The organism is Celeribacter sp. SCSIO 80788 (genome assembly GCF_051054295.1).
Lineage (GTDB): Bacteria > Pseudomonadota > Alphaproteobacteria > Rhodobacterales > Rhodobacteraceae > Celeribacter.
This window is the reverse complement of the sequence record NZ_CP150482.1, coordinates 2,926,980-2,953,871: the sequence shown is the minus strand read 5'-3', so window position 1 is coordinate 2,953,871 and position 26,892 is coordinate 2,926,980. Positions and strand designations below refer to the sequence as shown.

The 26,892-nt window shown below is 58.4% G+C and carries 26 protein-coding genes and 1 tRNA gene; 8 read left to right on the top strand and 19 right to left on the bottom strand.

Annotation, left to right across the window (positions count from 1 at the left end; all coding sequences use genetic code 11):
* Position 1: 1 nt before the first annotated feature.
* The 8 genes from V1471_RS14880 to V1471_RS14845 all read right to left on the bottom strand — a co-directional run bounded on the left by V1471_RS14880 (position 2) and on the right by V1471_RS14845 (position 8,954).
* A complete protein-coding gene (locus V1471_RS14880) occupies positions 2-1,093 on the bottom strand; it encodes an EscU/YscU/HrcU family type III secretion system export apparatus switch protein (RefSeq protein WP_434289796.1) in 1,092 nt (363 codons plus the stop codon).
* A complete protein-coding gene (locus V1471_RS14875) occupies positions 1,093-1,869 on the bottom strand; it encodes a flagellar biosynthetic protein FliR (protein WP_434289795.1) in 777 nt (258 codons plus the stop codon). The genes V1471_RS14880 and V1471_RS14875 overlap by 1 nt, the downstream gene beginning before the upstream one ends.
* Positions 1,866-3,956, bottom strand: coding sequence for a flagellar biosynthesis protein FlhA (gene flhA, locus V1471_RS14870; RefSeq protein ID WP_434289794.1), 2,091 nt, complete (start codon positions 3,954-3,956; stop codon positions 1,866-1,868). The genes V1471_RS14875 and flhA overlap by 4 nt, the downstream gene beginning before the upstream one ends.
* A gap of 157 nt (positions 3,957-4,113) precedes the next feature.
* Positions 4,114-6,468, bottom strand: coding sequence for a hypothetical protein (locus V1471_RS14865; RefSeq protein ID WP_434289793.1), 2,355 nt, complete (start codon positions 6,466-6,468; stop codon positions 4,114-4,116).
* The gene (gene motA / locus V1471_RS14860; RefSeq protein ID WP_434289792.1) at positions 6,465-7,334 is read right to left on the bottom strand and encodes a flagellar motor stator protein MotA; all 870 of its coding nucleotides are present in this window, start codon (positions 7,332-7,334) and stop codon (positions 6,465-6,467) included. Before motA ends, V1471_RS14865 begins: the two co-directional genes overlap by 4 nt.
* A gap of 78 nt (positions 7,335-7,412) precedes the next feature.
* Positions 7,413-8,045, bottom strand: coding sequence for a MotE family protein (locus V1471_RS14855; RefSeq protein ID WP_434289791.1), 633 nt, complete (start codon positions 8,043-8,045; stop codon positions 7,413-7,415).
* Positions 8,042-8,443, bottom strand: a complete 402-nt coding sequence (locus V1471_RS14850) for a hypothetical protein (protein WP_434289790.1) — start codon at positions 8,441-8,443, stop codon at positions 8,042-8,044. Before V1471_RS14850 ends, V1471_RS14855 begins: the two co-directional genes overlap by 4 nt.
* Positions 8,444-8,453: 10 nt before the next feature.
* A complete protein-coding gene (locus V1471_RS14845) occupies positions 8,454-8,954 on the bottom strand; it encodes a flagellar basal body-associated FliL family protein (RefSeq protein ID WP_434289789.1) in 501 nt (166 codons plus the stop codon).
* 127 nt (positions 8,955-9,081) lie between these two features.
* Between V1471_RS14845 and fliF the strand changes: the two genes are divergently transcribed.
* The 4 genes from fliF to fliP are packed head-to-tail and all read left to right on the top strand — an operon-like array spanning position 9,082 to position 12,381.
* Positions 9,082-10,725, top strand: a complete 1,644-nt coding sequence (gene fliF / locus V1471_RS14840) for a flagellar basal-body MS-ring/collar protein FliF (RefSeq protein WP_434289788.1) — start codon at positions 9,082-9,084, stop codon at positions 10,723-10,725.
* Positions 10,725-11,363, top strand: a complete 639-nt coding sequence (locus V1471_RS14835) for a flagellar biosynthesis protein (RefSeq protein WP_434289787.1) — start codon at positions 10,725-10,727, stop codon at positions 11,361-11,363. The genes fliF and V1471_RS14835 overlap by 1 nt, the downstream gene beginning before the upstream one ends.
* Positions 11,356-11,634: a FliM/FliN family flagellar motor switch protein gene (locus V1471_RS14830; protein WP_434289786.1), complete on the top strand. Its 279-nt coding sequence runs from the start codon at positions 11,356-11,358 to the stop codon at positions 11,632-11,634. Before V1471_RS14835 ends, V1471_RS14830 begins: the two co-directional genes overlap by 8 nt.
* 6 nt (positions 11,635-11,640) lie before the next feature.
* Positions 11,641-12,381 carry a flagellar type III secretion system pore protein FliP gene (gene fliP, locus V1471_RS14825; RefSeq protein WP_434289785.1) on the top strand — a complete coding sequence of 247 codons (741 nt, stop codon included), beginning with the start codon at positions 11,641-11,643 and terminating at the stop codon, positions 12,379-12,381.
* A 76-nt stretch (positions 12,382-12,457) separates the two neighbouring features.
* Here fliP and V1471_RS14820 read toward each other — a convergent pair whose 3' ends face one another.
* From V1471_RS14820 to V1471_RS14780, 9 genes are all read right to left on the bottom strand, one after another.
* Positions 12,458-13,561, bottom strand: coding sequence for a flagellar basal body P-ring protein FlgI (locus V1471_RS14820; RefSeq protein ID WP_434289784.1), 1,104 nt, complete (start codon positions 13,559-13,561; stop codon positions 12,458-12,460).
* A complete protein-coding gene (locus V1471_RS14815; protein ID WP_434289783.1) occupies positions 13,561-14,568 on the bottom strand; it encodes a flagellin in 1,008 nt (335 codons plus the stop codon). The genes V1471_RS14820 and V1471_RS14815 overlap by 1 nt, the downstream gene beginning before the upstream one ends.
* Before the next feature lie 2 nt (positions 14,569-14,570).
* Positions 14,571-16,028: a flagellar hook-associated protein FlgK gene (flgK, locus tag V1471_RS14810; RefSeq protein ID WP_434289782.1), complete on the bottom strand. Its 1,458-nt coding sequence runs from the start codon at positions 16,026-16,028 to the stop codon at positions 14,571-14,573.
* 35 nt (positions 16,029-16,063) lie between these two features.
* Positions 16,064-17,359 carry a flagellar hook protein FlgE gene (locus V1471_RS14805; RefSeq protein WP_434289781.1) on the bottom strand — a complete coding sequence of 432 codons (1,296 nt, stop codon included), beginning with the start codon at positions 17,357-17,359 and terminating at the stop codon, positions 16,064-16,066.
* A 91-nt stretch (positions 17,360-17,450) separates the two neighbouring features.
* Positions 17,451-18,299: a flagellar motor protein MotB gene (locus tag V1471_RS14800; RefSeq protein WP_434289780.1), complete on the bottom strand. Its 849-nt coding sequence runs from the start codon at positions 18,297-18,299 to the stop codon at positions 17,451-17,453.
* Positions 18,300-18,447: 148 nt separating this feature from the next.
* Positions 18,448-18,523: transfer RNA gene (locus V1471_RS14795), tRNA-Thr, on the bottom strand.
* 73 nt (positions 18,524-18,596) lie between these two features.
* Positions 18,597-20,081, bottom strand: coding sequence for a heme biosynthesis protein HemY (locus V1471_RS14790; protein WP_434289779.1), 1,485 nt, complete (start codon positions 20,079-20,081; stop codon positions 18,597-18,599).
* A gap of 12 nt (positions 20,082-20,093) precedes the next feature.
* Positions 20,094-21,272 carry a COG4223 family protein gene (locus V1471_RS14785; protein WP_434289778.1) on the bottom strand — a complete coding sequence of 393 codons (1,179 nt, stop codon included), beginning with the start codon at positions 21,270-21,272 and terminating at the stop codon, positions 20,094-20,096.
* Between the two features lie 82 nt (positions 21,273-21,354).
* The gene (locus V1471_RS14780) at positions 21,355-22,038 is read right to left on the bottom strand and encodes a uroporphyrinogen-III synthase (protein WP_434289777.1); all 684 of its coding nucleotides are present in this window, start codon (positions 22,036-22,038) and stop codon (positions 21,355-21,357) included.
* A gap of 98 nt (positions 22,039-22,136) precedes the next feature.
* Here V1471_RS14780 and V1471_RS14775 point away from each other — a divergent pair, with 98 nt between their 5' ends.
* The 3 genes from V1471_RS14775 to V1471_RS14765 are packed head-to-tail and all read left to right on the top strand — an operon-like array spanning position 22,137 to position 23,803.
* On the top strand, positions 22,137-23,105 hold the full coding sequence (locus tag V1471_RS14775) for an NAD(P)H-dependent glycerol-3-phosphate dehydrogenase (RefSeq protein WP_434289776.1): 969 nt from the start codon (positions 22,137-22,139) through the stop codon (positions 23,103-23,105).
* A gap of 3 nt (positions 23,106-23,108) precedes the next feature.
* Positions 23,109-23,381 (top strand): YciI family protein, encoded by a 273-nt coding sequence (locus V1471_RS14770; RefSeq protein ID WP_066703559.1) that lies wholly within the window; start codon positions 23,109-23,111, stop codon positions 23,379-23,381.
* The gene (locus V1471_RS14765) at positions 23,381-23,803 is read left to right on the top strand and encodes an EVE domain-containing protein (protein ID WP_434289775.1); all 423 of its coding nucleotides are present in this window, start codon (positions 23,381-23,383) and stop codon (positions 23,801-23,803) included. Before V1471_RS14770 ends, V1471_RS14765 begins: the two co-directional genes overlap by 1 nt.
* Before the next feature lie 274 nt (positions 23,804-24,077).
* Here V1471_RS14765 and V1471_RS14760 read toward each other — a convergent pair whose 3' ends face one another.
* Positions 24,078-24,419 (bottom strand): DUF2853 family protein, encoded by a 342-nt coding sequence (locus V1471_RS14760; RefSeq protein ID WP_434289774.1) that lies wholly within the window; start codon positions 24,417-24,419, stop codon positions 24,078-24,080.
* A gap of 158 nt (positions 24,420-24,577) precedes the next feature.
* On the bottom strand, positions 24,578-25,972 hold the full coding sequence (gene ahcY, locus V1471_RS14755; RefSeq protein ID WP_434289773.1) for an adenosylhomocysteinase: 1,395 nt from the start codon (positions 25,970-25,972) through the stop codon (positions 24,578-24,580).
* 156 nt (positions 25,973-26,128) lie between these two features.
* On the opposite strand from ahcY, the gene V1471_RS14750 reads away from it, so the two are divergent.
* A complete protein-coding gene (locus tag V1471_RS14750; protein ID WP_434289772.1) occupies positions 26,129-26,719 on the top strand; it encodes an HD domain-containing protein in 591 nt (196 codons plus the stop codon).
* Positions 26,720-26,892: the final 173 nt, after the last annotated feature.

Genomic DNA, 26,892 nt, shown 5'->3' with positions numbered 1-26,892 from the left:
CTCACCTCCCGAACTGGTGTTTCATTTTCTGACGCATCTGTTCGGCAAAGCGGATCGAGGCCGCAACCGCACGGTAATGCTCGGGCAGGATCTGTTCACCGAGCTCGACAGTTGCATAAAGCGCGCGCGCGGTTGGTGGATCGCGGTGGATCGGAATGCCGTTTTCATTGGCCACGTCACGAATACGCGCCGCAATCTCATCCACCCCTTTCGCCACACAGATCGGCGCACCGCCCTGCAAACGATCCCATTTCAGCGCCACCGCGTAATGCGTCGGGTTGACGATCACCACATCTGCCTTGGACACTTCGGCGAGCATCTGGTTCATCACGATCTCGAAGCCTTTCTGGCGCCGTTTCTGTTTGAAATGCGGGTCGCCTTCCTGCTCCTTCGCCTCGTCGGTCAGCTCCTTGCGGGTCATCCGGTGTTTGCGGATATGTTCGTTATACTGAAACAGGTAATCCACCCCGCCAATCACCAGAGAAATCGTCAGCACGATCAGCATGAACCCCACGACCAGATCGGCCAGCGTCGCCGCCACAAGCCCCGGACTGAAGGACATGGTGGACATGATGTCCGGGAGTTTGGTGTAGAGATAGACGCCCAAAACACCCGAGTAGATCGACAGTTTGAAAAAGCTCTTGGCAAATTCGAACAAACCGGAGCGACCGAATTTATTCTTCGCATTCGACACGGGAGAGATTTTCGAGAGTTTCGGTTCCAGCTTGGACGTGGCGAAAATCATCGACCGGGTCGCAAAGATCACGACGAGCGCCATAACGGCCGGAATGAGGAACCAGGGCAAGAGCCCCGCACCCACGGTTTGCATCAGACCCATCGTCCAGGGCTCCGCCGATCCATTGAACCAGGCCTCGGCATTCAGGTCCGCATTGGCCAGCATGACCTGAAACGCTGTGCCCATCTTTTGCAGACTGCCAGCCCCCAGTGCCATCGCAACGACGATAAACCCAAAATAGGAGGCGGTCGTGATCAGGTCGGTCGAGCGCGGGATTTCACCCTTTTTACGCGCGTCATCGAGACGTTTCTGTGACGGCTCATATTGCTTGTCGCTGTCGTCATCGCCCTCCGCCATCAGTCCACTCCAAACGGATCGAGGAGCAGCTCGGCAAAGCCCGAACGCCAGACTTCGAGCAGGATCGGCGTGGTGGCGAAGAGCAACAGCAGACCGCCGAGAGTGATCGCAGGTGCACCAACGAAGGCCACCATGAGGGACGGCATGGCCCGGTTGATGACGCCGAGCGCGACGTTGTAGATCAGCGAAGCGATGACGAAAGGCGCAGCGAGGCTGAAAGACAGGGCGAAGGCGGACGAAATGTGATCGACGCCCCAGATCATCACATCTTGCGTCGGGATGAACGACCCCGCCGGAAAATAATCGTAGGACAGGATCAGCATCTCGGCGACCCGGACATGCAGGTTCATCATCACCGCAAGCGCAAGTCCCGCAACAAGGAACAGATGCCCGATGGCGGGCTGGGCCTCGACGGAGCCGCCGCCGAAAATCTGCGACAGGGAGGTGGATTGCGCCACCATCGTACCCGCGATTTGCAACACCATGACGAAGAGACGCAGGACAAGCCCGAGGAGCAGCCCCGCAATGACTTCGGTCGCAAGCCCACGCATCAGCCCCGATGTGGTGGACGCGAGATTTTGAAGCTCTCCCGCCACGGCAGGAAAGACGATGGCTGTGAAGGCGATTGCCAGAACAAGACGCACCCGCTCCGGGATCGACCGCTCTCCGAAGGCGGGCAGGATCGCCATCATTGCACCGACCCGCAGGAAAACGAGGAACCCCAGAGTAAGGTTGAGCTGCGCCAGCCCCATCAGGTCCGCCAAAGTTTCCGTCATACCGGCACCAATCCCACGAGGGAGGGTTTGGCGTCGGTTCCGATCTCCTCGAAGGAATAGACCGGGTTCTGGATGCCTTGGGCCGACAGGACCGTACGTAGGAAGCGACGACGACGCGTTGACGTCACGATCCCCGGATAGATGCCGCTTTCTCCGGCCCTCGCGATTTTGTCCGCCATGGTTTTCGCGAGCCTGTTGAATTGATCCGGCGGCAGGGCAATGTCGGAATGCCCTCGTTCGCCATCGACCTGATAAGTCGAGAAACGATCTTCCCATTCCGGCGCCAGTTGCAGCAGCGGCAAGGTGCCGTCATCGCGTTTGATCTCGGAAATCAACTGAAATCCAAGGCGTTGGCGCACATGTTCACAGATCGATTCCGCTGTCGCATGGGCACCACGCGCCTCGGAAATCGACTCGAGGATCAGTGCCATGTTGCGGATCGACACCCGCTCTTCGAGCAGAAGACGCAGGACCGACAACAACAGATCCATCGGCACCCGATCCGGAATCAGCTCGTTAAGCAATTTCTGATTGGCTTCACCGCGCGCTTTGTCGGTTAGGTTTGTCATCTCGTCGAGCAGGCGACGCAGGGATTTCATTGTCAAAAGACGTGGAAAGTTCCTCTTGATCACCTCGAGAAGGTGGGTCGCAAGCACTTCGGTCGCGCCGACCACGGTGCTGCCCATCAGGGCGGCCTCTTCCTTTTGCGCCGGACTGATCCAACGGGCGGGCGCACCGTAGACCGGTTCGGCCACATCCTCACCGATCGGCAGACCGCTCGCATCGCCGGACACGAGAGCCAGCACCTTGTCCTTGCGCAGGCGATCACGCGCCTGCTCGACTCCCTGAATGCGCACGACATAAGTACCGGGCGGCAGGCTGGGATCATCGGTCAAGCGAATTTCCGGCAGGATAAGCCCAAAGACCGTCGCCACATGGTTGCGCATGTTCACGATCCGCGCATCCAGACCGGTTTGCTGATCGAGGACCATCGCCACGAGATCGGGCGCGAATTCGACATGGATATCGTCGAGATCGAGGATGTCTCCCATCGACTCGCGCTCGGCAGTGACCTGCGGTTTGGCGGCTTCCTTTTTCGCTTTTTCCTTTTCCTCTTCCTGCATTTTCCGGCTCACGAAATAGGCCGCTGCAGCAAGCGCCATCGCGCCCCCAATGAAGGGGATGAAAGGCAAACCCGGAACGAAAGCGAACAGCGCCATCAGAACGGCAACCGTGTAAAGCGCCGACGGGTATTTCCCCAATTGTCGGAACAGCGCCATGTCGGCGGAACCGCTGGTACCCCCTTTGGCCAAGAGCAACGCAGCGGCAATGGAGATGATGACCGAGGGAATCTGGCTCACAAGACCATCACCGACGGTCAAAATGGCATAGGTTTCAAAGGCCTTCCCAAGTGGCATGTGGTGTACGGCCACACCGATGACCAAGCCCATGACAATGTTCATCAGCGTGATCAAAAGGCCAGCAATGGCGTCGCCCTTGACGAATTTCGACGCACCGTCGAGAGAACCGAAAAACGTGGTTTCCGCGAGTTCCTGTTCCCGTCTTTGTTTGGCCTGTTCATGAGTGATCGCCCCGGCGGAAAGATCCGCATCAATCGCGAGTTGTCGCCCCGGCATCCCGTCGAGTGCAAAACGCGCGCCGACTTCGGCCATACGCCCAGCGCCCTTGGTGATCACCATGAAGTTCACGATGAGCAAAACGGTAAACACAACGAGACCCAGAAGAACGGAGCCGCTCATCACGAAATTGGCGAATCCCTCGATCACGTTTCCGGCTGCACCCGTTCCCGTGTGTCCCTGGCCAATGATCAGCTTGGTCGAGGACACATTCAGGGAGAGGCGCAGCATGAGGCTTGCGAGGAGTATGGTCGGGAAGGCCGAGAAATCGAGAGGCCTCTCGATAAACAGCGTAACCGTGAAAATCAGGATCGCGAGGGCGAAGCTGGTGGCGAGGCCCAGATCGAGAATCCAAGAAGGTACCGGCAGGACCATCATCACGATCACGACCATGAGCGCCAAAGCCAGCAGGATCGTGGGCTTGAAGATTTCAGAGATGCTGATGTTCATGCCGCGCTCCCCGTTATTAGGGAACAAAGGCGTTCAGCCCCAAAGTACCAGAATCCGCTTCTCATGTCCGAACACCCGCTGCAATGCTTGCTGCATTTTCAGAAAGAGTAGGGCGAGCATGGTTTACAAAGCGTGTATAACCGCGACCAAGACGCCGTTAGTTCAACAAAGCGCCCAAGGCCTCCCGCGTTTTTTGGCTGGCAGAAATCATATCATGCACAGAAGAGAGTGACGGAGCGCCCTCCGCACCGATGTCACCTGTCAGAGTGTCTTGTTGGATGATTTCCGCCAATCGTGACATTTCCGGCGAGTTCGACTGCTCCAAAGCATCCCAATCTTCCGCAATGATCGACAAGGCATCGCTTTCCGTGTCGGGCGCGAGACCATCCAGTGCACGCAAGGCACTTTCAGGATCGTTGAGATAAAAATAGGCTTTGGCGACAAGGCGTTTGGCCTCTTCATCCTCGAGCTTAGATGCATATCGCAGCGCGGCTTCCGGTTCGCCAATTCCAAGAAATGCTTTTGCAAGGGTACGCTTTGCATCTGCATCGTCCTGCACCGCATAGCCAGCCATCAAGTCCAACGCCTCCCTGAAAAAGCCGGAACTCAACAGACGCTTCGCCGCCTCCAAACGAGCCGCATCCGTGAGCTTCATATGCGAAATGTCGTCGATATGGCCCAACATGACTTTCGAAAACTGCGTCAGATCAGCATCTCGGGACAGGACCAGAAGCGCCTCGGAAACCAAAGCCTCCCTGTTTTCAGTCTCAATACGCGTGTTTTCATCCAGAATCTGGCGCAGGGCCATGTCTGCATCTCCGGAATGAATGCGTGCCAAAATAGCCGCGTTCTGCAATGACATTTCATATGGGTTTCCGCGATATTCAACCGCCATAACCTCTGCCGTCTCCGCAGTTTTTTGGTCAATCGCTTCGCCCGCCTGACTCTTCGCAGCGATCAGTTTTACAAGTGCTTCTGCCGCATCAGGGCCATCTTCCGCCACGATACCTTCCAACTTAGCAGCCCCATTTGCCATATCTCCGTCCGCTAGAGTCAACTCAGCATCGAGAAGCGAGAATGCATCGCCCTGATCGCCCCCCGCACGCGCAATCGCATTTTGGATGTATTGAGCCGTTTTCTCATCACCGATCGCCAAAAATCGCTCGGATAAGGTCGGACCCAAATGTCTCCGCAAATGAATCGGCAGAGCCGAAAAGGTCGCACGCACGCTGTCGAGGTTATAGTCTTCCCATGTGCTCAGATGTTCTTTCGCCATGACCGACCAGAACGCCGCAGGCCCGTCGCAATGGAACTGATACTCGAGACGCCCCGGCTTGTCAGAATAGCCCTCATCCATGATATCGGCCATTGCCCGAAGGATGTCTTCACCATCGACATGAATGCCGAAATTCGTCATCACGGCTTTGGCCTCCACCCCGAATGTCAGAAAAATATAATACCGGGCAAGACGTTTGACACCCTCGGGATCGGGTTGATCAAACTCACCAAGTGTGGCAGCCCGCAAGGTTGAAAATTGCAGTTCCTCATCCGGTGGATCGCCCCAATTTGAAATTTCAACATATTGATTTTCAATACATATATTTCCATGATTGTCTGCGATCTGCATATCGGTAAGATTGGTTTGATCCCGGTCTATGGACGATTGAATCCGAACATGGCTGCGCTCTGCCGCGGGTTGAACCACCTGAGGTACGGCCGACACACGCTCGGGCGTTTCCTCTCTGCCATACCCTGTGTTTACGTCTTCGACAATTTGCTCGGTCTGAGACACGTCCGCATCCAGCAAACCTTGTGACGCTGCACGCCCGATCTGTTCGATCAACTCGCGCTCAAGTTTGTCCACTCTTTCGGAGCGCTGTTCCGTCAATTCGTCGTCGGCAAGCAGCAACAGCATAGGCTGTTCTGTCTTGTTTACGCTGTCCTGAATAATAACGGGCAACTCCAACGGTTTCCCGGAAACCAGATCGTCATTGTTTGGGACCCCCATTTGCTCTTGACCGCCCGATGCCAGCAAGGCTTCGGTTTCAGGTGCTGTATCTATCGCATGAGGCTGTTGCACGGGTTGTGTCTTCTGGTTCTCTACAGGTTCTTTCGAAATCTCAACGAGCTTTTGCTCGAAGGGTGAAGCCGCCTCAGGCGCACCATCCTTGATGTCGATGACGAGCCGTCCGGCCCGCAACTCAAACACATCCGCGTGGACATTTCCCCCCACCGATACGGTCAAACGGTCCTCCCCCCCGTTCAGAGAAACGATCCGCGTCCGGGGGATTTTGCCAAATACCGCCGTGGTATCGAATGTCACATCCGCATCCCGCACACGAAACTCGTAATCCTCGCCGGACCGACCGAACTCCCAAGTGACAACCGACGGAAACTGCATCACAAGTCGAGAAAACCCGGCATGTTCGCCCGAACGCACCTCGATCACCTCGGCACGAAGGCTCAGCGGGACAACCATCAGGAATGCGAAAAGTGTAAAAATCCGGATCATGCCACCTCCGACTTCACCTCTTTCAGTGCTTCTTCAAGATCGGAAAAGCTGGGTCGATAATGACCGGGCGTGTTTTGGCGCCCCACCTCAATACAGATGTTCGTCGCGTGATTGTGCAGATTCGCGACGAGAACCTCACGGATCAGTTGATAGAAATGGCCGTCCTCTTCGATCACCGTCTGCATTTTCCCTGCAAACGGTCCGACGATCCCATAGGCCAAAAACACCCCGAGGAATGTGCCGACAAGCGCACCACCGATCATCTTGCCAAGAATTTCAGGCGGCTGGTCGATCGAGGCCATGGTCTTGATCACCCCGAGCACTGCCGCAACGATCCCAAGCGCTGGCAAACCATCCCCGATCGCGGCCATTGCGTGTGAGGAGTGCAGTGCATGGTGCAAGTTCGCCTCAAGCCGCTTCTCGAGCACTTCCTCGACCTGATGCGGATCGTCATAGTTCATCGATGCTGAACGAAGCGTGTCGCAAATCAGCGAAATCGCCTCTTTATCCGCAAGAATCTTGGGATATTTCGTGAAAATCGACGAGTTTTCCGGGGCTTCGATATGTTCCTCGAGACCGACAGGGTTTTGCCGCGCAAGCCGGATCAATTCGAATAACAGGCACAGAAGATCCTTGTAGTCCTCGGGCTTCCACTTCGGGCCTTTGAACACCTTGCCAATGTCCTTGAGCGTGTGCTTGATCCCGGGCATGTCGTTGGAAATCACGAAAGCCCCGGCAGCCGCGCCACCAATCATCATGAACTCGAACGGCAGCGATTTCAGAATGATCCCAAGCTTGCCGCCCGCCGCGATATAGCCACCGAACACCATCACGAAGATCAACAAAATCCCGACGATACCGATCATTTTCTTGTTTCCTCATCCACCGGGACCAAACAGGCGCAGCCTGCCACAAACCTCTTAAGAAAGTTTGCTCAGCTCCTCTTATTCGCTCGGCGCCCTAGCATTGCGGCCCGCCAGAATGACGGAAATCGTGTAAGCCGTTTCCGGTGTCAGCCCCGCCATGATTGCACCCGCCGCATCCGAGCGCATACGACCGAGGAAACCGGCCGCGAAATCCGGAGACATGGCCTCGAACAATGCCGCAGCCTCCTTGGGTTTCATCGACTCGTAAACTGCCGTCAGCTTGGCCAGATCGTCTTCTGCGGCGCTTTGAGACCGCGTCATGGTCGCTTCGAGACGCATTTCCGCATCCTCAAGCGCTGTCATGTTCTGCATCACTTCTGCGCGCGCCAACTCGACCGCTTTCACTTTCTGAGCCAACATCAGTTCGCGCTCTTCGACGTCTTTCTCCCGCTTGAGCAGGGCTTCGAGCAAGGCCGACGTTTCCGCATCGGTTTTACACAACTCAGCCGCCCCGGAATGCTCTTCCGCCACATCGCCATGGGTCAATTCCGACATTTCCCGCGCGATGGCAGCGCCGGTGCCCGAAACAAGCCGGATGACTGCGGAAGCCAGAAAAACCATGGCGATCAACCAAAGCGCACCACGCCCGGGACGCCGTTTGCGTCTGGCCTTTTCCGGTTTTTTAAGCGTGGAAGGTGTTGTCTGTGTCATTCGGCAGCCTCCACCCGGCTTCTCTGGCTCAGAAACAGGGTCTCGCCAACCTCCGCCTCCCTCACTTCCGGCTGAGGGGCGGAAGGTTTGGCCGGGCTTCCAGTCTCCGAAACCGTCGGCAAGTCATGCATCGACGCAATCAACAGCTCCAGACGCCGCGACACGTCTTCTGCGCGTTGTGTCAGATCCTCGAGCTTGACCGCAGAGGCCCCCGCCGTTTTCTGCGCCCGCGTCAGGGTTTTCGTCATATCGTCCACCTGGGCGGACAAGACCGCAATCGCGCCGCCGACGCCTTTTTCGAGGTCGGTGAAACGGCTGAGCCTACGGGCCAGAACCACGCAATAGATGGCCACGGCCACCGTGCCGGCGATCATCAGCATATCAGCGATCAGTTCCATCTCCGGCTCCTCAATTGATCACGAATTCCATAATCAGAACGTCCTTCACCCGGTTTTCCCCGGCAACGATCTGAAGACGTCTGAGAATTTGCGCCCGCAGACGCACCAGGGCGGAGGGGTTTTCCAACTCCGCAACATCGACCGCGCGCAGATAGCCGTTCAGCACATCCACAATACGGGGCAGCAAGGTGATCACCTCCTGCTCGTACTGGGCGGGAACCTCGAGCTGGGCCTGGAACCGCAGGTGACGCGCACGCCCCGACAGGTCGATCAAATTCACGATCAGCGGCTCGACAGACACGAAGGCCACATTGGGCAGGGGCGTCATCGCCTCCTCTTCCAATGCACTCAGATCCTCATCGACATGCGTCTCCTCGGGCGCAAACAGCATCCCCGAATAGACCGCGAAAAATCCGCCGCCGCCCAGAACCAACATCAAGACCACCCCGAGGATAAGGGGCAGCTTCGATTTTTTCTTCGGTTCCTCTTCCAGCTGTTCTTCTTCAGCCATTGGTCCAATCCAGAAAAATTTTTTCCGAATCTGTTTTATCCCCAAGGTAGCTAACCGATTATTAAGGCTGATCGGACATTTCTAGGAGAGACGGGGGCAGAAGCCCGCACATCCAAGGAGTGTCGTCTTGCAACAGATCCTCTCAATCTGGTCCAACCTCGACCCCAAACGCCGTATCATCGTGATTGGCGCGACCGTTCTCATGTTCGCCGCCATCATCGGCCTGTCGCGCATGGCGACGAAACCGTCGATGTCCCTGCTCTATTCCGGCCTCGAATCGAGTGCAGCAGGCGAGGTTGTCCAGTCGCTCGAGGCTCAGGGTGTCGCCTATGAGATTCGTGGCGGTGCAATTTTCGTTCCCGCCAACCAGCGCGACGAACTGCGCATGACACTGGCCTCGGAAGGACTGCCCGCCAATTCCACAGGCGGATATGAATTGCTCGACTCGCTGTCGGGGTTCGGAACCACCTCGCAAATGTTCGACGCCGCCTATTGGCGCGCCAAAGAGGGCGAACTGGCCCGCACCATCGTGTCCGCGCAGCAAATCCGCTCCGCGCGTGTGCATATTGCCAACCCTTCCTCGCAACCGTTCAAACGCCAGATCGCCGCCTCCGCCTCCGTCACCGTCACGGCCGTCAGTGGCGCCATTTCCGCCGATCAGGCCAAGGCTTTCCGTTCCCTCGTCTCCTCCGCCGTGGCGGGTCTCGCGCCGGAGGATGTGTCTGTGATCGACGGCCGCAACGGCGTCGTGGTCGCGGGAGATGAAACACAGACCGGCAGCGCTACGAGCAGTGATCGCACCGATGAGTTGCGCCAGAATGTACAGCGCCTGCTCGAAGCCCGAGTCGGAGTTGGCAAGGCCGTGGTCGAGGTGTCCATGGAGACGGTCACCGATCAGGAATCGATTGTAGAGCGTCATTTCGATCCGGAAAGTCGTGTCGCGATCAGTTCGGAGACCGAAGAACGCAGCAATTCGTCTCAGGATACGGGCGGTGGCTCCGTCACGGTCGCCTCGAACCTGCCCAACGGGGCCGGGGCCGGTGGCGGCGATTCCAGTTCGAACAACAGCGAAACCCGCGAGCGCGTGAATTATGAGGTGTCCGAAACCCGGCGTGAAATTCAACGTGGTCCGGGGGCGATAAAACGGCTCACCGTTGCGGTCCTGGTCGACGGTATCCGCACGCTCAATCCCGATACAGGGGAGGTCATCTGGGCACCCCGCAGTGCCGAAGAACTCGACGCGCTGCGTGATCTCGTGGCCTCCGCCATCGGGTTCGATGAAGCCCGCGGCGATCAGATCACGCTCAAAACCATGGAGTTCGAACCCCTCGCCATTGAGGGAACCGAAGCACAGAGTTCGCTGATTTCGGCCATGAGCATCGATTTGATGTCCTTGATTCAACTTACGGTTCTGGCTGTGGTTTCCCTTCTGCTCGGCTTGTTTGTCCTGCGCCCGCTACTTGCGAAGCCGGTAGTCGCCCTGCCCGCTCCCGCCACTCAGGACACGCAGTCCGACTTCGAGAATATGCCCGCAACAATTCCGGTCCCGGATCTTCCCCGCCCTGCTGCTCCCACACTGAACGGCGAAATCGACACCGGCGGGTTCGCGCTGCCGACCATGGGGGTCGTGTCCGACTTCGACTTTGGCGACGACGAGATCGGTATGCCCTCGGACCCGGTCAAACGGCTCAAGAAACTCATCGAGGACCGTCAGGAAGAAACCGTTGAAATTCTGCGGAGCTGGATGGAAGACACCGAGGAGGATGCGTGATGAAACCTCTGTTTCCACTTGAGGATTTCGGTGCCACGCCACGCCCCAAGCCGCCAACGCACCCGAAGACTGCGCCGGTCGCGGCCCCCACCGCACCGCCCGGTCCCAGCCCTGAAGAGATCGAAGCCAATCGCATGGCAGCCTATGAGCAGGGTTACAAGGCCGGATGGGACGATGCGGCCCGCGCCGAGGCGGAGGACCAGTCCCGCATCGGGGTCGAATTCGCACGCAACCTTCAGGATCTGGGCTTCACCTTTCATGAGGCGCGGTCACACATCATGAAAGCCCTCGAACCGCTCCTGTCGGAAATGGTGAGCAAGGTGCTGCCGCGGCTCGTGTCTCAAACACTTGGCCAAACGATTCTCGAGGAATTGCTGCCCATGGCCGAAGCGGCCTCCGATGCGCCGATCCAGATCGTTGTTTCAACGGCATCACGTCCGGCAATTCAGCATCTCGTTGACGGGTCGTTAACCATTCCGCTCGAAATCATAGAGGAACCAAGCCTCGCCGAAGGGCAGGTCTATCTGCGTATGGGTGAACTTGAAAAAAAGATCGATATGGACGCCACCGTGGAAAAAATCGGCCAGGCGATCAAGGCGGTCTATGCATTGAACGAGGAGGCCATGAAACATGGTTGATCATACGGAAGACAGCGCGGCGAACCCGTTTTCTCAAGTTCCGATCGAAATCACGATCTCCGTCGGCAAGGCCCGCCCGCTGGTCAAGGATTTGCTGCGACTGCAAAACGACAGCATTCTGCCGCTCGACCGCAATGTCGACGATCCGGTAGAGCTTTACATTGGCGACAAGCTGATCGCGCGAGGAGAGTTGCAGGAGGTCGAAGGCGGGCAACCCGGTCAGCTTGCCGTGCGCCTGACCGAAGTTGCCGATCTGAAAAACGGTCTGTGAGCGAAAATGCGAGCGTATCCTTTTCTGTTGCTCGTGGTCGCACTTGTTCTGGGCCTGAGCGACGCGGCGATTGCCCAGAACATCACACTCGATCTCGGCGACGACGGCTCTCTCGCCGCCCGCTCGATCCAGCTTCTGCTTCTGGTGACCGTGCTCAGCATCGTGCCGGGCATCGCCGTCACTCTGACCTGCTTTCCGTTCATCGTGACGGTTCTGTCCATTCTGCGTCAGGCGATCGGGTTGCAACAATCGCCGCCCAACATGCTCATGGTCAGCCTCGCGATGTTTCTCACCTATTTCGTCATGGAGCCGGTTTTCGTCGAAAGCTGGACGACCGGCGTGCAGCCCTATGTGAACAACGAGATCGAATTCGACGAGGCCTTTCGCCTTAGCATGGACCCGTTTCGCGGCTTCATGTCGAACCGGACCGACCCGGATACCTTTGCCGAATTACAGGATTTGCGACCGGATTTCGCCAATAATGAGGATGTCCTCACGCGCGAAGCCCCGCTGTCGCTTCTGATCCCCTCTTTCCTGCTTTCGGAAATTCAACGCGCCTTCCAGATCGGCTTTCTCGTGTTCCTGCCCTTCCTGATCATCGACCTTGTCGTCTCCGCGATCCTGATGTCGATGGGGATGATGATGGTCCCTCCCGCCATCGTCTCCCTGCCCTTCAAACTCGCCTTCTTCGTGGTTTCCGATGGCTGGGCCCTGATCTCCAGCGCTCTGGTGCGCAGCTACTTCTGATCGCCCAAGACAGCACAAACCCGCGTGAGGCCTCTCTCACGCGGGTTTCTTCATGTGCTCAAGCCGATCAGCCCCGTCACCGCACCACGAACTCTGCGTGCAGGGCTCCTGCCGCCTTGATGCTTTTCAGAATGTCGATCATGTCCCGCGGCGACACGCCCAGAGCGTTCAGCCCGGCAATGACTTCCGACAGGGACGTGCCCTCATGGATCTCTGCCAGACCAATCCCCGGTTCTTCCTCAATCGCGGCACGGGTGCGTGGGATGACGACCGTTCCACCGTCGGAAAACGGGTTGGGTTGCACCACGAGCGGCTCTTCCTCGATCCGTAGGGTCAGATTACCCTGGCTGACCGCCACCCGGGAAATCCGGACATCCTCACCCATGACGATGGTGCCGGAGCGCTGATCGACAACCACACGCGCCTTGCGCTCCGGCTGCACGGATATATTCTCGACCCGCCCCAAGGCATGCGCCGGGGACAATTCCCGAGTCGCCTTGATGTCGAGGACCACCGTCCCGGCATCCAGCATACGCGACACGACGCGCCCGAAATCCTGATTGATCGCATTTTCGATCCGCTCGGCCGTGGTGAAATCCGGCTCCCTCAGGGCCAGACGCACCGATTTCATTTGTGTGAAGTCGAAGTCAATCTCCCGTTCCACACGCGCACCCGAAGGGATTACACCCGAGGTCGGCACACCTTGTACGACGGAGGCCCCGTCCCCCTGTGCCGAAGCGCCCCCGGCGATGATCGTGCCTTGCGCAACCGCGTAAATATGGCCGTCCGGCGCGTTCAAGGGCGTCATGATCAGGGTTCCGCCCAGAAGACTTTTGGCATCGCCAATGGCGGAAACAGTCACATCGATCTTGCTGCCCGCGCGCGAAAACGGCGGCAGATCCGCCGTTACAAACACCGCCGCCACGTTTTTAGGACGGAATTGTTCCCCGGTCACATTGACGCCGAGACGTTCGAGAATGCTCGACATGATCTCCTCGGTGAAAGGCGCGTTGCGGATGCCATCTCCTGTGCCGTTCAGGCCGACCACGAGACCATAGCCGACCAGATCGTTACCCCGCACACCATCAAATTCCACCAAATCCTTGATCCGGATGGGATTGGCCGTGGCAGGCAAAGCGAGACAAATGGCGAGCAGAAAAGAGAGAAACATTTTGAACATCAGAGGTAATCCGCGAGGCTGAGTTGCGACATACGGGCAGTCAGGGTGTACATGAGTTGAAGCTGCGTTTCCGTTTGCGTGAGCATCGACGCCGCTTCATAGGCATCGGCCGAAATGATTTCGGATTTGGCCGTTTCATAGGAATAGGTCATAGCGGTGTTCGCGAGACTGGCCTCCTCGATCCGGGCCTCGACGCTCCCGACACGCGCCTGTAGATCCGCAAGCCCCGATTGCGCCCCCATCAGCGCCTCACCGGAACTTCGGAGCAAGGATGCTTGGGCACTCACATCGTTTTCGAAAACACCTTCATCGACGAGGGAGGCCAGCGCCAGACCTTTCAATGTCTCACGCACCGACTCGTCCAGCGCCGTGATGTCCATCCGCACAGTTTCGTCTTCTCCCAGAGAGAAAGGGGACAACGTGTTGGCAGAGCCCTGATAGGCCACGGTTTCATAGCCACCGCCAACAGACAGGAACCAATCCTCGACGATGATTTCGACGTCTTCGACTGTGGTCGCGCCGGAAACCGCCGTCAACAACTCAGCCATCATGTCATCCGCCGACATCAGAGAGGTTTTTCCGGTGGCCGTTCCACTGAGCATGGACCGATCCCCGATCCGGGTGTTCAGGGTCGACACCACGGCGTCAAAGCGGGTCCTGGCATCGGTTGCGGCGACGGAGACACTTGTGGCATCTGCATTGGTGGAGGCTGTCAGAAGAGTGGAAGACAGCTCCTCGACATGGGTCGATACCGATTCGAAACTTGTCTGCATCGCCGTGGCGAACAAACTCGCCTCCTGTATCGCCGTATCATAGGAACTCAGTATCCGCAGGGCCCGTTCGATCGACGCCAAAGGCGTGAAATCCCCCGAGACGGCCTCGGCGAGATCGTATTTTTCACCGCTTGCCACCTCGTAATTGTATCGATCGAGGTCCTGTTTCACCTGTGCCATCATGCGCATATTGCGCAGAGAGGCCGCCATATCACCGAAAGAAATCGCGCTCATCGTCAAATCCCCATCAGCTGATCCATCAGCGTCTGAATCGTCTCGATCACCTTTGCGTTCGCCGCATAGGTTTGCTCGATCACCAAAAGCCGCTGCATCTCGTAATCCGTGTCGACACCGTTCGCCAATTCGATCTCCTCGAGCGACTCCTGTCGCGCCGAGGCGTAACTCAGATCCGCTTCGGCATTGAGTTGTCTGGTTTGCGCCAAAGAATAAATGTCGGAGGCAAGGCCCAGAGCGGATCGCTCGATCCCCGTCAGACCGCCAGACGAGGCGACGCGTGAATTCTGTAGCGCTTCGGTCAGGGAGTTCAGAATGGTTGCGTCGCCCTGATCGCCCTCGGCCAAAGCCCCCAAACCGTCGCGCAGTTTCCAAAGGTCACCACCCGCATCGGGATCAACCAAAGCGTTGACCGAAATGCGCCCCGCCAGCCCCTCTTCATCTGCGGTGTCGAAAACCGAGCCACCGTCGGTGAACAGACCAGCCGCGCCAGTCGTCAGTGTGGCATCTGCATCGGTGGTCTGAAACCGTTCTATGAGATCGCGCGCAAGGGCATCGAGTTCCAGTTGGGCCTGCGGGGCAAGCTCGTCTCGTACCTCAAAGAGCCCAGCCAGTTTCCCCCCTGCAATCGCCCCCTTTTCCGCGTCGGTCGACACGGCGACACCGTTGATGGTCAGTCCGGACAGCGCGCCATTGTCGAGCGTCATATCGGCGGAGATTGTCGGGGTCGCGGTGAATTCCAGAGTAGCCGCTTTCGAGTCGACCAGAAAGGCGCCACCATTGGTGTAGAGCGCGATCATCCCGTTGTCTTTTTGGATTTCGTTGACTGGAATGATCTCGGAGATCTGGTCCACAAGGGTTTGCCTCTGATCCATCAGAGCATTGGCGTCATAACCTTGCGTGATCTGCTTCTGAATGGCGACGTTGAGATCGACGACCTGCTGCAATGCGGAATTGAGAAAATCGACGGTCTGGCCGATCTCCTTATCCGCCGCCATACGGGTGTCCGTGATCACGTCCGCAGCATCGTTGATCCGTTTGGCGAGATCCTGTGCGGCATCCAGAACCGTAGTCAGCCGCGCTTCCGAATCCGGGCGGCTGGCCGCTTCGATGAGAGCCGTTTCAAGACCGGTGATCCGACCTGCAATCGAATCCTCCTCGTCCACCTGCCCCATCGCTTCTGCATACGTGTCGTAAAACTCGGCACGCGTGCCTTCGAGCGCGACCTCCGCATCCGCATAACGCCGCTCGCCCGTCGTCACCGGATCATAGTAGCGGTTGACGCCGACCACGGACACGCCCGAACCGGACTTTCCGACCTGTTGCGACGTCAACTCGATCTCACGTTTGCCATAGCCTTCGGTCATGGCATTGGCGACATTCGACGACACGACATCGGCCGCACGCGACACGGCATTCAGCCCCGTCAACGCATTCGCCAGAGCATTCGAAATACTCATCGTCTATCCTCCTGCCCCCATAGGCGTTTCAAGCGTTACCGTTTGATGTTCGTCGTCTCCTGCAGCATCTCATCGACCGTCTGGATGACCTTCGCATTCGACGAATAGGCCCGTTGGGTCTGGATGAGATCGGTCAGTTCCGCCGCCACATCCGTGGTGGAGCTTTCACGTGCGTAACCTTCGATCGTCCCGGTCGGGCCGTCACCGGCATCCCACAGGAAGAAGGACCCGGAGTCCGGCGAAACCTGATAAGTCTGGTTGCCCAGGGCGGTCAGACCATTCGGGTTCGGCACATCCACAAGCGGGATCTGATAAATCACGCGGGTAAACCCCGTGTCATAGGTCGCGGTGATATAGCCACCATCGTCGATTTCTACCGAGGTGAGGTTACCAACCGGTGAACCGTCCTTGGAAATCGAGGTCGGCGCGAAACTGTCGGACAGCTGGGTCAGGCCGTTGGTGTCGCCCGGCTTGCCGATGGTCATTTCGATCGGACCGCCATCCACGGTCAGGGCCAGAGTGCCATCTGTCGCGTTGTAATCGGCCCCCACCGGATTGTTCGCCGTCGGCGTCACCGAAGACAGGGTGCCGCCCGCGCCTCGAGAATCGTCGAATACAAGCGTGTATTCCCCGATGATCGCCCCGCCCGACGCGGAATCGGTGATCGTCATGGTCCAGGTGTTTGCGGTCACCATGTCCGGCGTGAAGGTGATATCGAGCGATTCCGATGTGCCGAGGTTGCCGAAATATTCCACGGAAAGCGGCAAGGCAGAGTCGGCATCCTCAGCCGGCAAGTTGACGCCCAGATTGATTTCCGTGGTCGGGTCGCCGGCCGTCTGGTTCGAATTGATGACCACGGGTTCGAGACCCGTCATCGTGTCACGGGCATAAGTCGCAATCGAACCGTCCGCTTCGGCAGGCCAGCCCAGAAGCACGAGACCCGAGTCGGTTTTAAGAATGCCGTCGGCATCAGTGTAGAAGGACCCTGTGGTGGTCATCATCAGAGGCTGGTCCCCCATGGTGCCGTCCAGAGACACCTCGGTCGTGACCGGGATGAAACCATTGCCGGACACGGCGATGTCCGTGGCATTCGAGGTGGACACCAGCGCGCCCTGCTCCCCGATCAGGCGCGAACTGCTTGCCCGCACACCGCCAGCGGAATAGGTGCCGGAATTCGTCGAATTGCTGATCACGAAGGATTCGAATTCGGTTTCCGCCCGTTTGTAGCCATAGGTCCCGGAGTTCGCGATATTGTCGGAAATGGTCGCAAGGCGAGTGGCGTTGGCGCTGAGCCCGGCCACACCGGCGTTGAGCGAGGATGAAATAGACATAGGGGGAGCGCCTTTCTGCTGCTGAGACCCGAAGAATTGGCCTCAGCATGCACGCCGAGCCTTAACACGCCCCTAACGTCTAAAATGCGAGCTATTTAACGACCTGATTGCGCAACAAAACGATCTCGACCCTGTTATTGCGCAAGGCCATGGGATTGCCGACAGCCGGTTTCCGATCCGCCGAGCCCGTCACCCGCTGAATGCGTTTCGACGGCGTGCCATTCGCCTCGAGCAAGAGGCGAATCTGATCCGCCCTCCTGCTCGACAGATCCCAGACCGGATTGTCCGCAACGACCAGAGGTTCGGAACGCACATATCCCGTAATCGCGATGTCATTTCGCACAACTTTGAACACTTCAGAAAGCATGCCAACCAAAAGAACGAGCACCTCTTCGGGCTCTCCCGATCTTGGGGCAAAAAGCGGCTCTCCCTCGAGATCGTACAGCTCGATGATCAAACCCTCGTCGGTGACCCGCGTCACGATATGCCGCAGCGCCTTGTCGGCCGCCATGCTTTCGCCGCTGAAGGCGGTCAGAAGCTCCTGAGCATCCGCAAAGGACTTGGCATCCATGGCCTTCACGGCATCTTGCTCGGCTGATGTGTCATTCTTGGCGGCACCGCTGTCACTGGCCGCATGGGCGCTCGACGCCCCCGTGCCGTTTTGCGACAGGGTTTCCTCGGTAAACACCGAGTCACCGCCGAAGGAGCCATCACCTCCGCCGGAAATCCGATTCACCGGAATGGTCGGATTGAAGTAGTCCGCCAGGCCTTTGCGCTGTTTCTCCGTTGTCGCATTGAGCAACCACATCAAAAGGAAAAAGGCCATCATCGCCGTCACGAAATCGGCATAGGCGACTTTCCAGGCACCACCATGGTGGCCGCCGCCCTGAATGACCTTCTTCTTCTTGATGATAATCGGAGCGTTACCCTTTCCGCTCATACCACCACCTCATGTTCACCCGCCATGGGGAGTAACAGAGAGGAATGAACACGGGCTTAACCCCTAAAATTAAGGGGATTCTCCGTCGGTTTGCTAAATTTTGAGACATACCGCGCCAAGACCTGCCTGCGCAGGGCGCTTTGGAAAGTGGTGCCGGTGAAGGGACTCGAACCCCCGACCCCATCATTACGAATGACGTGCTCTACCAGCTGAGCTACACCGGCACTTTCCTGTGCCGGAAGACGGCGCTTCCGGCGTGAACGGGTCTTTACCACCCTCTTGCAAAGGTGTGTAGCCCTAATTTTCAACCTTGGCTTTTTCCTCGGACTCGGGCGGGGTCACATCGACCATGGAGGGTCTGTCGATCACCTCCTCCTCGACGGTTTCCACCTCTTCGATCTCCGGCACGGCCCCCACGATCATTGGCAGCATCTCGGTGCCCGCAGGCATCGCCACCTCGGAATGTGTCGGTTTGCGCCAGCTCAGCGTGTCGAACCCGCCGCAATTCTCGCAGACCGGTGCCCATTGCGCATGGATCGTCTGGCATTTGTCACAAACCCATTGCGGCCCACGCGGTGCGGTCAGCGCCCGGGTCAGCCAGCCGCGCACCACAACATCGTCGGAGCCTTCGCCACGCTCGATCGCGGCCAGAATCGTCAGGCTACGCGCGGTCGGATTGATCTCCGCCAGATCGCCCAGCGCTCGCCGCGCCGCCGGAAAATCCTCTGCCGCAATGTAAAGCTCAGCCAGAAGCATCTTGGTTTCCGGGTCCTCGGGATGCACCTTGGTCAGGGCACTGAAGCGTTTGAGGCGTTGCTCCGGGGTTTCCTTCGGTTCGATACGGGCAAAAGCCGCTGCGAGATCGGGGTGCGGTTGGGCCTCCCATGCCTTTTTGAGCACCCGCGCGGCCTGCCGCCCCTTGCCCTCCGCGACATATTCGTCGGAGGCCATGACCGCCGCCGGGATCAGGTCCGGCGATTTCTTGTTGGCCTCGATCGCGGCTTCCCGCGCCTCGATGCTCGCACCTTTCTCGAACACGCCCTTCGCCTGCGACAGCGCCAGAACCGCATCGCGACGCTTGTGAACATCGCGCGGGATCGCACCGTGTTTCAGCTTGGCCGACAGCGTGCCACGCGCGGCGGACCAATCGCCTTTTTCGGCCTGAAGGCGCAAAAGAATGTCCTGCGTTTCCTCATGCTTGGGTTTCAGGGCGAAAGCTTTCTCGGCCAGTTTCAGCGCCGTATCCGTATCACCCTCTTCGAGCTTTTGCTTCATGATGCCCTGAACGCCGACAAACCGGGTGCGCTCATCGGCCACGAGCTGTTTGAAGGCCCGTTCGGCGGTCAGCTTATCGCCATTCATCATCGCCGCCTGCGCTTTCAAAAGATTGGTCAGCTCAGGTTTCTGAAGGTATTTCTCCGCCTTCGCCGCCTTGGCCAAGGCCTGCCGACCATCGCCGGACGCCAGCGCCATCAAACCGTCGGTCACCGCCTCAATACCCTTTTTCTCGCGGTTGCGGTCGAAATAGCGCGAGATCGCGGTTTCATCGCCGAGCAGGAATTTCAGCACCGCCACAAGAAGTCCAAGCAATTTCAAGGCCACATAAATCGCGACCACCAAAGCGATCAGTGCCAGAACGGCCTTCAGAGGCGTCAGGCTGATCTCGACCGAGCCGAACGCGATTTGCGCACCGCCGTCCATATCCATGAGAACCATGCCGCCATAGGCAAGCCCGGCGACAATCAGGACAAAAAGAACGATTTTGACGAGGGACCAGAGCATGTTGAACCTCCCTTACTGACCAAGAATTTCATCGAGGGCAGTCATTGCATCCACCCGTTTTTGCGCCTCGGCGATCCAGGGCTGCATCTCCGCCTTGCCTGCCTCCGGCAAGGCCTCAAGCGTCGCAATCGCCTTTGCAAACAGCCCGTCACGCACCGATTGTTCGGCCCGCGACAGGATCGCATCCGCGTCGTCGCCCTCTTTCGGCTTGGTCGACCGCAATCCGATCTGCGTGCGCAGAACAGTCTGGAACCAACTTTCCTCCCCGGCCTCATAGGCCGCACGCGACGCCGCAACCAGCGCCTTGCGCGCCGCTTCGGCATAGCCTTCCTGCAATTGCGTCACGCTCGGAATGCCGGTCTGCGCCGCGTCTTTCAACGCCAGCGGCAGATTGCCGCCAACATCCGTCAGAGCCTCCCCAAAAGGTTCTCCGGCATCGACCAGCGTTTGCAGACGCGCCTTGGCCGTCGCCGCACGCGCCGCAGTTTCTTCGGCGACGGCCTTGTCCTTGGCGTCTTCGAGACGGGCGATTTCGCTGTTGAGCAGATCCTGCATCTGCGCCAACTGGCGCTCATAAGCCGCCGTCGCTTCCGGAGAGACAATGGCCTCCGCCACCGGGCGCGCCTCGATCTCCGTCACCCGATCCTCGAACCCTTTGATCCGATCCGACAGCGCCGCAATCTCGGCGCTCTTGTCCATTTCGGAGAGTTTCTGATCCAGCCTCGTGCGCAACGCCTCCTGCGCCGCAGTCTGCGTTTTCCCCTGCGCCACGCTGGTGCTTTGCATCTCGGCGAGTTGCGCTTTCAGCGCGGTGATCTCCTGCGCGAGTTCCTCGGTGTTGGTGCCGGGGAAGGGCCAGCCGTCGGGCTTCACGAAATTCGCAGCGCCATAGCCCAGAGCGACACAGATCACCCCGCCCAGCAGCATCGGCACAAATCCACCGCGTTTGACCGCTGTCGGGGCAGGGGCCGGTGCGACCTTTTCCTCTTCCGTGACCGGTTCGGGCACAACAGGCTCCGCTTCAAGCGACTCGGAGCGATCCTCCGTCTCGGCCTCTTCGTCCTTCACCTCCGGCGCCTCTTCCCCCGTCGTGGCGTCGATTGCGTCCTCCCCGACGGCAACCTCTTGATCCTGAACCTCGTTTTCGTCGTTTTTCACGGCGTCCAGCGGGGTTTGTTTATCACCTGGCATGAGACTAACCTTTCGATTCCAGAACCAATTTTACGATCGCACTGGAAACTTAGACCCTGAGGCCTGCGCTCTCAAGTCGCGATCAGGAAAGCTTTGAGGCAATCGCACGTTTCATGGTTTCGCCATCGGGGTGTTCCGCAACACAAATGGTCTTTGCCACCGGACCGGACCATGCCTCCCGACAGGCTTCGGAAATCGCAACAAGCCTCAATTCTCCGGCATAGCCGACAAGATTTTCCGACAAAATCTGCGCCGAGCGCGGCGAATAGAGCGGCACGACAAGCTGCGGTTCCGCGAAAATCCGGCGCTGCTCACCCGCCGTCCAACGCCGGGCGATCTGATCGTACACCATGCGTTCTTGCGTCTCTAATCCAGCCAATGTGAGCCTTTCGGCCACGTGACCGCGGGTGTGACGACCATGGAGGTGCAGCGCTTTGAGGCCTTTTCGACCCGTCAGACCATGCACCAGATCATCGGCGGTCGGGTAGGTGGCCAAAACCGTCAAACCCGCATCCGCGGCTTTGCGGGCCGTGGCAGCCCCGACGCAGACCACCGGCAGATTCTCACAACTCAGCGCCGCCGTGATCGCATGTTGCGAGCTGATCAGCACAAGATCGACAGGTTCAGAGGGTGGTTCAAAGGGCAGGGGACGGATTTCCAGCACTGGCGCTAGGATCACGGACAGTTCCGGCACAAGCCCCCGCAACTCTTCTGCCAATCGTTCGGCGTCGTCCAGCGGGCGTGTGATCAGGAGCGGTACGGGCAAAATCGGTCTCGGGATTGTCTGGTGTCTCTCCCGGTGATACCTCCCAAAGGGCGGTTAAACAATCTTGCAGAGCCGCGCAGACAGGGGAGAGACAGGTCGTGAGTGAGATTTCCGTCCTCGGCGCAGGCGCGTTCGGAACCGCACTGGCCATTTCACTGGCGCGCTCCGGTCGCGACATCCTGCTTTGGGCACGGTCTGACGAGGCGGTATCCGCCATGCAAACCGCGCGCGAGAATCTTCTGCGCCTGCCCGGCAAAGCCTTTCCCGCAAAGCTCGCCGCGACGTCCCATCTCGCCGATGCCTGCACCGCACCGATCCTGTTGCTCGCCGTTCCGATGCAGCAACTCGCCGGGTTTTGTGAAGCAAACAAGATCCTGATCCAGCACAAAACGCTCGTGTGCTGTTGCAAGGGAGTCGATCTCAGATCCGAACGCGGACCTCTCGCGGTGCTCGAAGACACGCTGCCGGAGGCCGAAATCGCCATTCTCTCCGGCCCGTCTTTTGCCGTCGACATTGCCGATGGCTTGCCCACGGCACTGACCCTGGCCGGGCGCCGGCAGGACACTGTGGACCGGCTGCAATCCCTGCTCACAACACAGAATATTCGTCTCTATTCCAGCCTCGATCCCCTCGGTGTCGAATTCGGCGGCGCGCTCAAGAATGTCATTGCTATCGCCTGTGGCCTCGCCATCGGGGCGGGGCTCGGAGAAAGTGCGCGCGCCGCCCTGATGACCCGCGGCTTTGCCGAGATGCAGCGGCTCGCGCTCCGCCTTGGTGCCGATCCTGCGACACTTTCCGGCCTGTCGGGCTTTGGCGATCTGGTCCTGACCTGCACCTCCGAAAAATCGCGGAACTATTCGCACGGGCTGAAACTCGGGGCCGGTACCGCCATCGACCCGACTGTGACGGTCGAAGGTGTCGCAACGGCGCAGGCGGTTGCGCGTTTGTCTCAGGGTCTCGGGATTGATATGCCAATCACGACGGCCGTCACCCAAATCCTGAACGGCCAGATATCCATATCCGAGGCGGCAGAGGTCCTGCTCGCCCGCCCATTGAAAAGGGAGTAATCCATGAAATACGCGGTCATTTCCACCGACAAGCCCGGCGGGCTGCAAATCCGGCTCGACACTCGCCCGGATCATGTCGAATACCTGAAAACCTGTGGCGTGGTCGAGCGCGCCGGGCCGTTTCTCGATGCCGAAGGCAACATGTGCGGCTCCCTCGTGATCATCGAAGTCGAAGACCTCGCGGCAGCAAAAGACTGGGCCGCGAACGATCCCTATGCCAAGGCAGGGCTGTTCGCGGATGTGCGCATCGAAGCCTGGAAACAGGTGATCGGCTGATGGCACACTGGCTTTTCAAATCCGAAGCGGAGGTCTGGTCCTGGGATCAGCAGGTTGCCAAAGGCGAGGTTGGCGAGGAATGGGACGGCGTGCGCAACTATCAGGCGCGCAACAACATGCGGGCGATGAAACTTGGCGAGCGCGGCTTCTTTTACCATTCGCGCAAGGAAACCGAGATCGTCGGCATCGTCGAGGTCTGTGCAGAGGCACACCCGGACAGCAAGGCAGGTGATCCGCGCTGGGAATGCGTAGACATCAAGGCCGTGCGCCCGTTCACAAAACCGGTGACGCTGGCCATGTGCAAGGAAGACCCCCGGCTCAAGGATATGGTGTTGGTGAACAACAGCCGTCTGTCGGTTCAGCCGGTCACGGATGAAGAGTGGAACATCGTGTGCGAACTCGGTGAAACCGATCCGTCCTGAACGCATATTCGCCATCTGATGATGTCATGAAAAAAGGAGGGTTCCGACCCCCCGGAACCCTCCACCACCCCACGTGCTCCCAAGCACCACACGTGTTCGAATTTCAAGGGTCCGGGCCGTCCTGGTCCGTGCATTCAACCTAGGGTTTTTCGCGATTCCACGCAAATCCGAAGTAATTCAGGTTGGAGATGAATTCGAAACCTCTGCTTAACGCGTCGCCCCGGATACAACAAAGCCGCCCCATCGGAGCGGCCCTGTCGCGCTATCCGGCCGATCAGGCGTAAACGGCTTCTTTGCCGAAATGCTTGACCAGAAGGTAGTAGAACACCGCGCGGTATTTGTTGCGTTCGGACTGACCGTAGGTTTCGATCGCCGCGTTGATGCCGTCCATCAGGTCCGGACCATCGGCAAGGCCGAGTTTCTTGATGAGGAAATTGTTCTTGACGGTCTCGAGTTCACTGTCCTGAGACGCCGCCACGGTGGAGGCGTCGTCATTATAGATCGCCGGACCGCAGCCGATGGTCACTTTCGTCAAAAGACCCATGTCCGGCTCCATGCCGCATTTGGATTTCAGATCTTCGGCATATTTCGCGATCAGGTCGTCACGTTTTCCCATTGTCTTTCTCCCACCATCAAAGAGTTTCAAGCGTATAACAAAAGCCGTTTCCGGCTCGGGGTGAGCCTAGTGGCAAGCCCGTCCGATACAAAGGGAAAACTTTCATGAAAAAGGCCCCCTCGTGACGTCACGAGAGGGCCCAGTCAAATGTCATCGCCTCAGTAGCGGTAATGTTCCGGTTTGAACGGACCGTCCTGGGTCACACCGATGTAATCCGCCTGTTCCTTTGACAGTTGCGTCAGTTTGACGCCGATCCGGTCGAGGTGCAGACGCGCCACTTTCTCATCGAGGTGTTTCGGCAGAATGTAGACGTCATTCTCGTATTTGTCGTTGTTGGTCCAGAGCTCGATCTGGGCCAGCACCTGGTTGGTGAAGGAGGCGGACATCACGAAGGACGGGTGACCGGTGGCGTTTCCAAGGTTCAGAAGGCGACCTTCGGAGAGAAGGATGATCTTGTTGCCCGAGGGCATTTCGATCATGTCCACCTGATCCTTGATGTTGGTCCATTTGTGGTTCTTGAGCGCCGCGACCTGAATTTCATTGTCGAAATGGCCGATGTTGCCGACGATGGCCATATTCTTCATCTCGCGCATATGCTCGATGCGGATGATGTCCTTGTTGCCGGTGGTGGTGATGAAGATGTCGGCGTCTTTCACCACATCTTCGAGCAGCACCACCTCGAACCCGTCCATCGCCGCCTGAAGCGCACAGATCGGATCGACTTCGGTCACTTTCACACGGGCACCGGCGCCACGAAGCGAAGCCGCGGAGCCTTTGCCCACATCGCCATAGCCACAAACGACGGCCACTTTCCCGGCCATCATCACATCGGTAGCACGACGGATGCCGTCGACGAGCGATTCCTTGCAGCCGTATTTGTTGTCGAATTTCGATTTGGTGACCGAGTCGTTCACGTTGATCGCGGGGAAGGGCAGGAGGCCTTTTTTCACCAGCTCGTAAAGACGGTGCACGCCGGTGGTGGTCTCTTCGGACACGCCTTTGATCGCATCCCGCTGTTTGGTGAACCAGCCCGGGCTGTCTTTGAGACGCTTCTTGATCTGGTTGAACAGCGCCACTTCCTCCTCAGAGGTCGGCACTTCGATCAGGTCGGTTTCACCGGCTTCGACACGCGCGCCAAGAAGGATGTAAAGCGTCGCGTCCCCGCCATCGTCGAGGATCATGTTGCAGGTGCCTTCCCCGAACATGAAAATCTTGTCGGCATAATCCCAATATTCGACAAGGGTTTCGCCCTTGGTTGCGAAAACCGGAATGCCCGCCGCCGCAATCGCCGCCGCCGCGTGATCCTGCGTCGAGAAGATGTTGCACGAGGCCCAGCGCACATCCGCACCCAGCGCCACCAGCGTTTCGATCAGAACCGCCGTCTGGATCGTCATATGCAGGGAACCGGCGATCCGCGCACCTTTGAGCGGTTTGCTCGCGCCATATTCCGCGCGCAGAGCCATCAGCCCCGGCATTTCGGTTTCGGCGATATCGAGCTCCTTGCGCCCGAACTCCGCGAGAGAGATGTCTTTGACAATATAATCGGTGCCCATCGGTGGCTCCTGCTTGAACATGAACGTTTGAAGGCTGGTTAGCAGCTTGACCCCCTCCTTACAACGCAGAGCCATTGATTTAAGGTTAAGGCGCGAAAAATCGTGGAAACCCGGCGGGTGCAGAGATACCTAAAGCGTGATACGAAAGAGGATCACATGGCACAGACGCGCGCATGGCAAAGGATGCTGTCGGGACGCAGGCTCGACCTGCTCGACCCGACGCCGATGGATATCGAGATCGAGGACATTGCCCATGGGCTGGCCTTCGTCGCGCGTTGGAACGGTCAGACGCGGGGCGATTTCGCCTATTCCGTCGCCGAACATTCCATTCTGGTCGAAGAGATTTTCCGCCGTCTCTACCCGAAAGAGCCGATCAAATGGCAGCTCGCAGCGCTTTTGCACGATGCGCCGGAATATGTGATCGGCGATATGATTTCGCCGGTGAAGGCCGCCATCGGCCCCGATTACGGCGCGTTGGACGAACGGCTGACCGCGGCGATTCATATCCGGTTTGGGTTGCCCGCGAAGATTCCGCTGGCGATCAAGAAGAAGATCAAAAAGGCGGACAATGTCTCCGCCTGGTTGGAAGCCACTCAAATCGCCGGGTTTTCAGAGGATGAGAGCAACAAGTTCTTTGGCCGGATGAAACCCGATCTGGTCCATGACCTGCGCATCCGTCTCCGCCCGCCGGTCGAGACGCGTCATGCGTTCACGCAGAGACATGCGGAGCTGATGGCTGCGCTTTAACCTCACGATCCGTTGAAAAAAGGCCGAGCTTTCCGGGAAACGCCAGAAATTTCTGAACCCATGCGGCGCGGGCGGCTTTGCCTGTCATACGCTTACGCGCCAGAATCTCGCGGCGATGTTGCACCTCCGGGGAGGTCATATCCGGCCCGCGCATCATCTCATTGGCGATTATC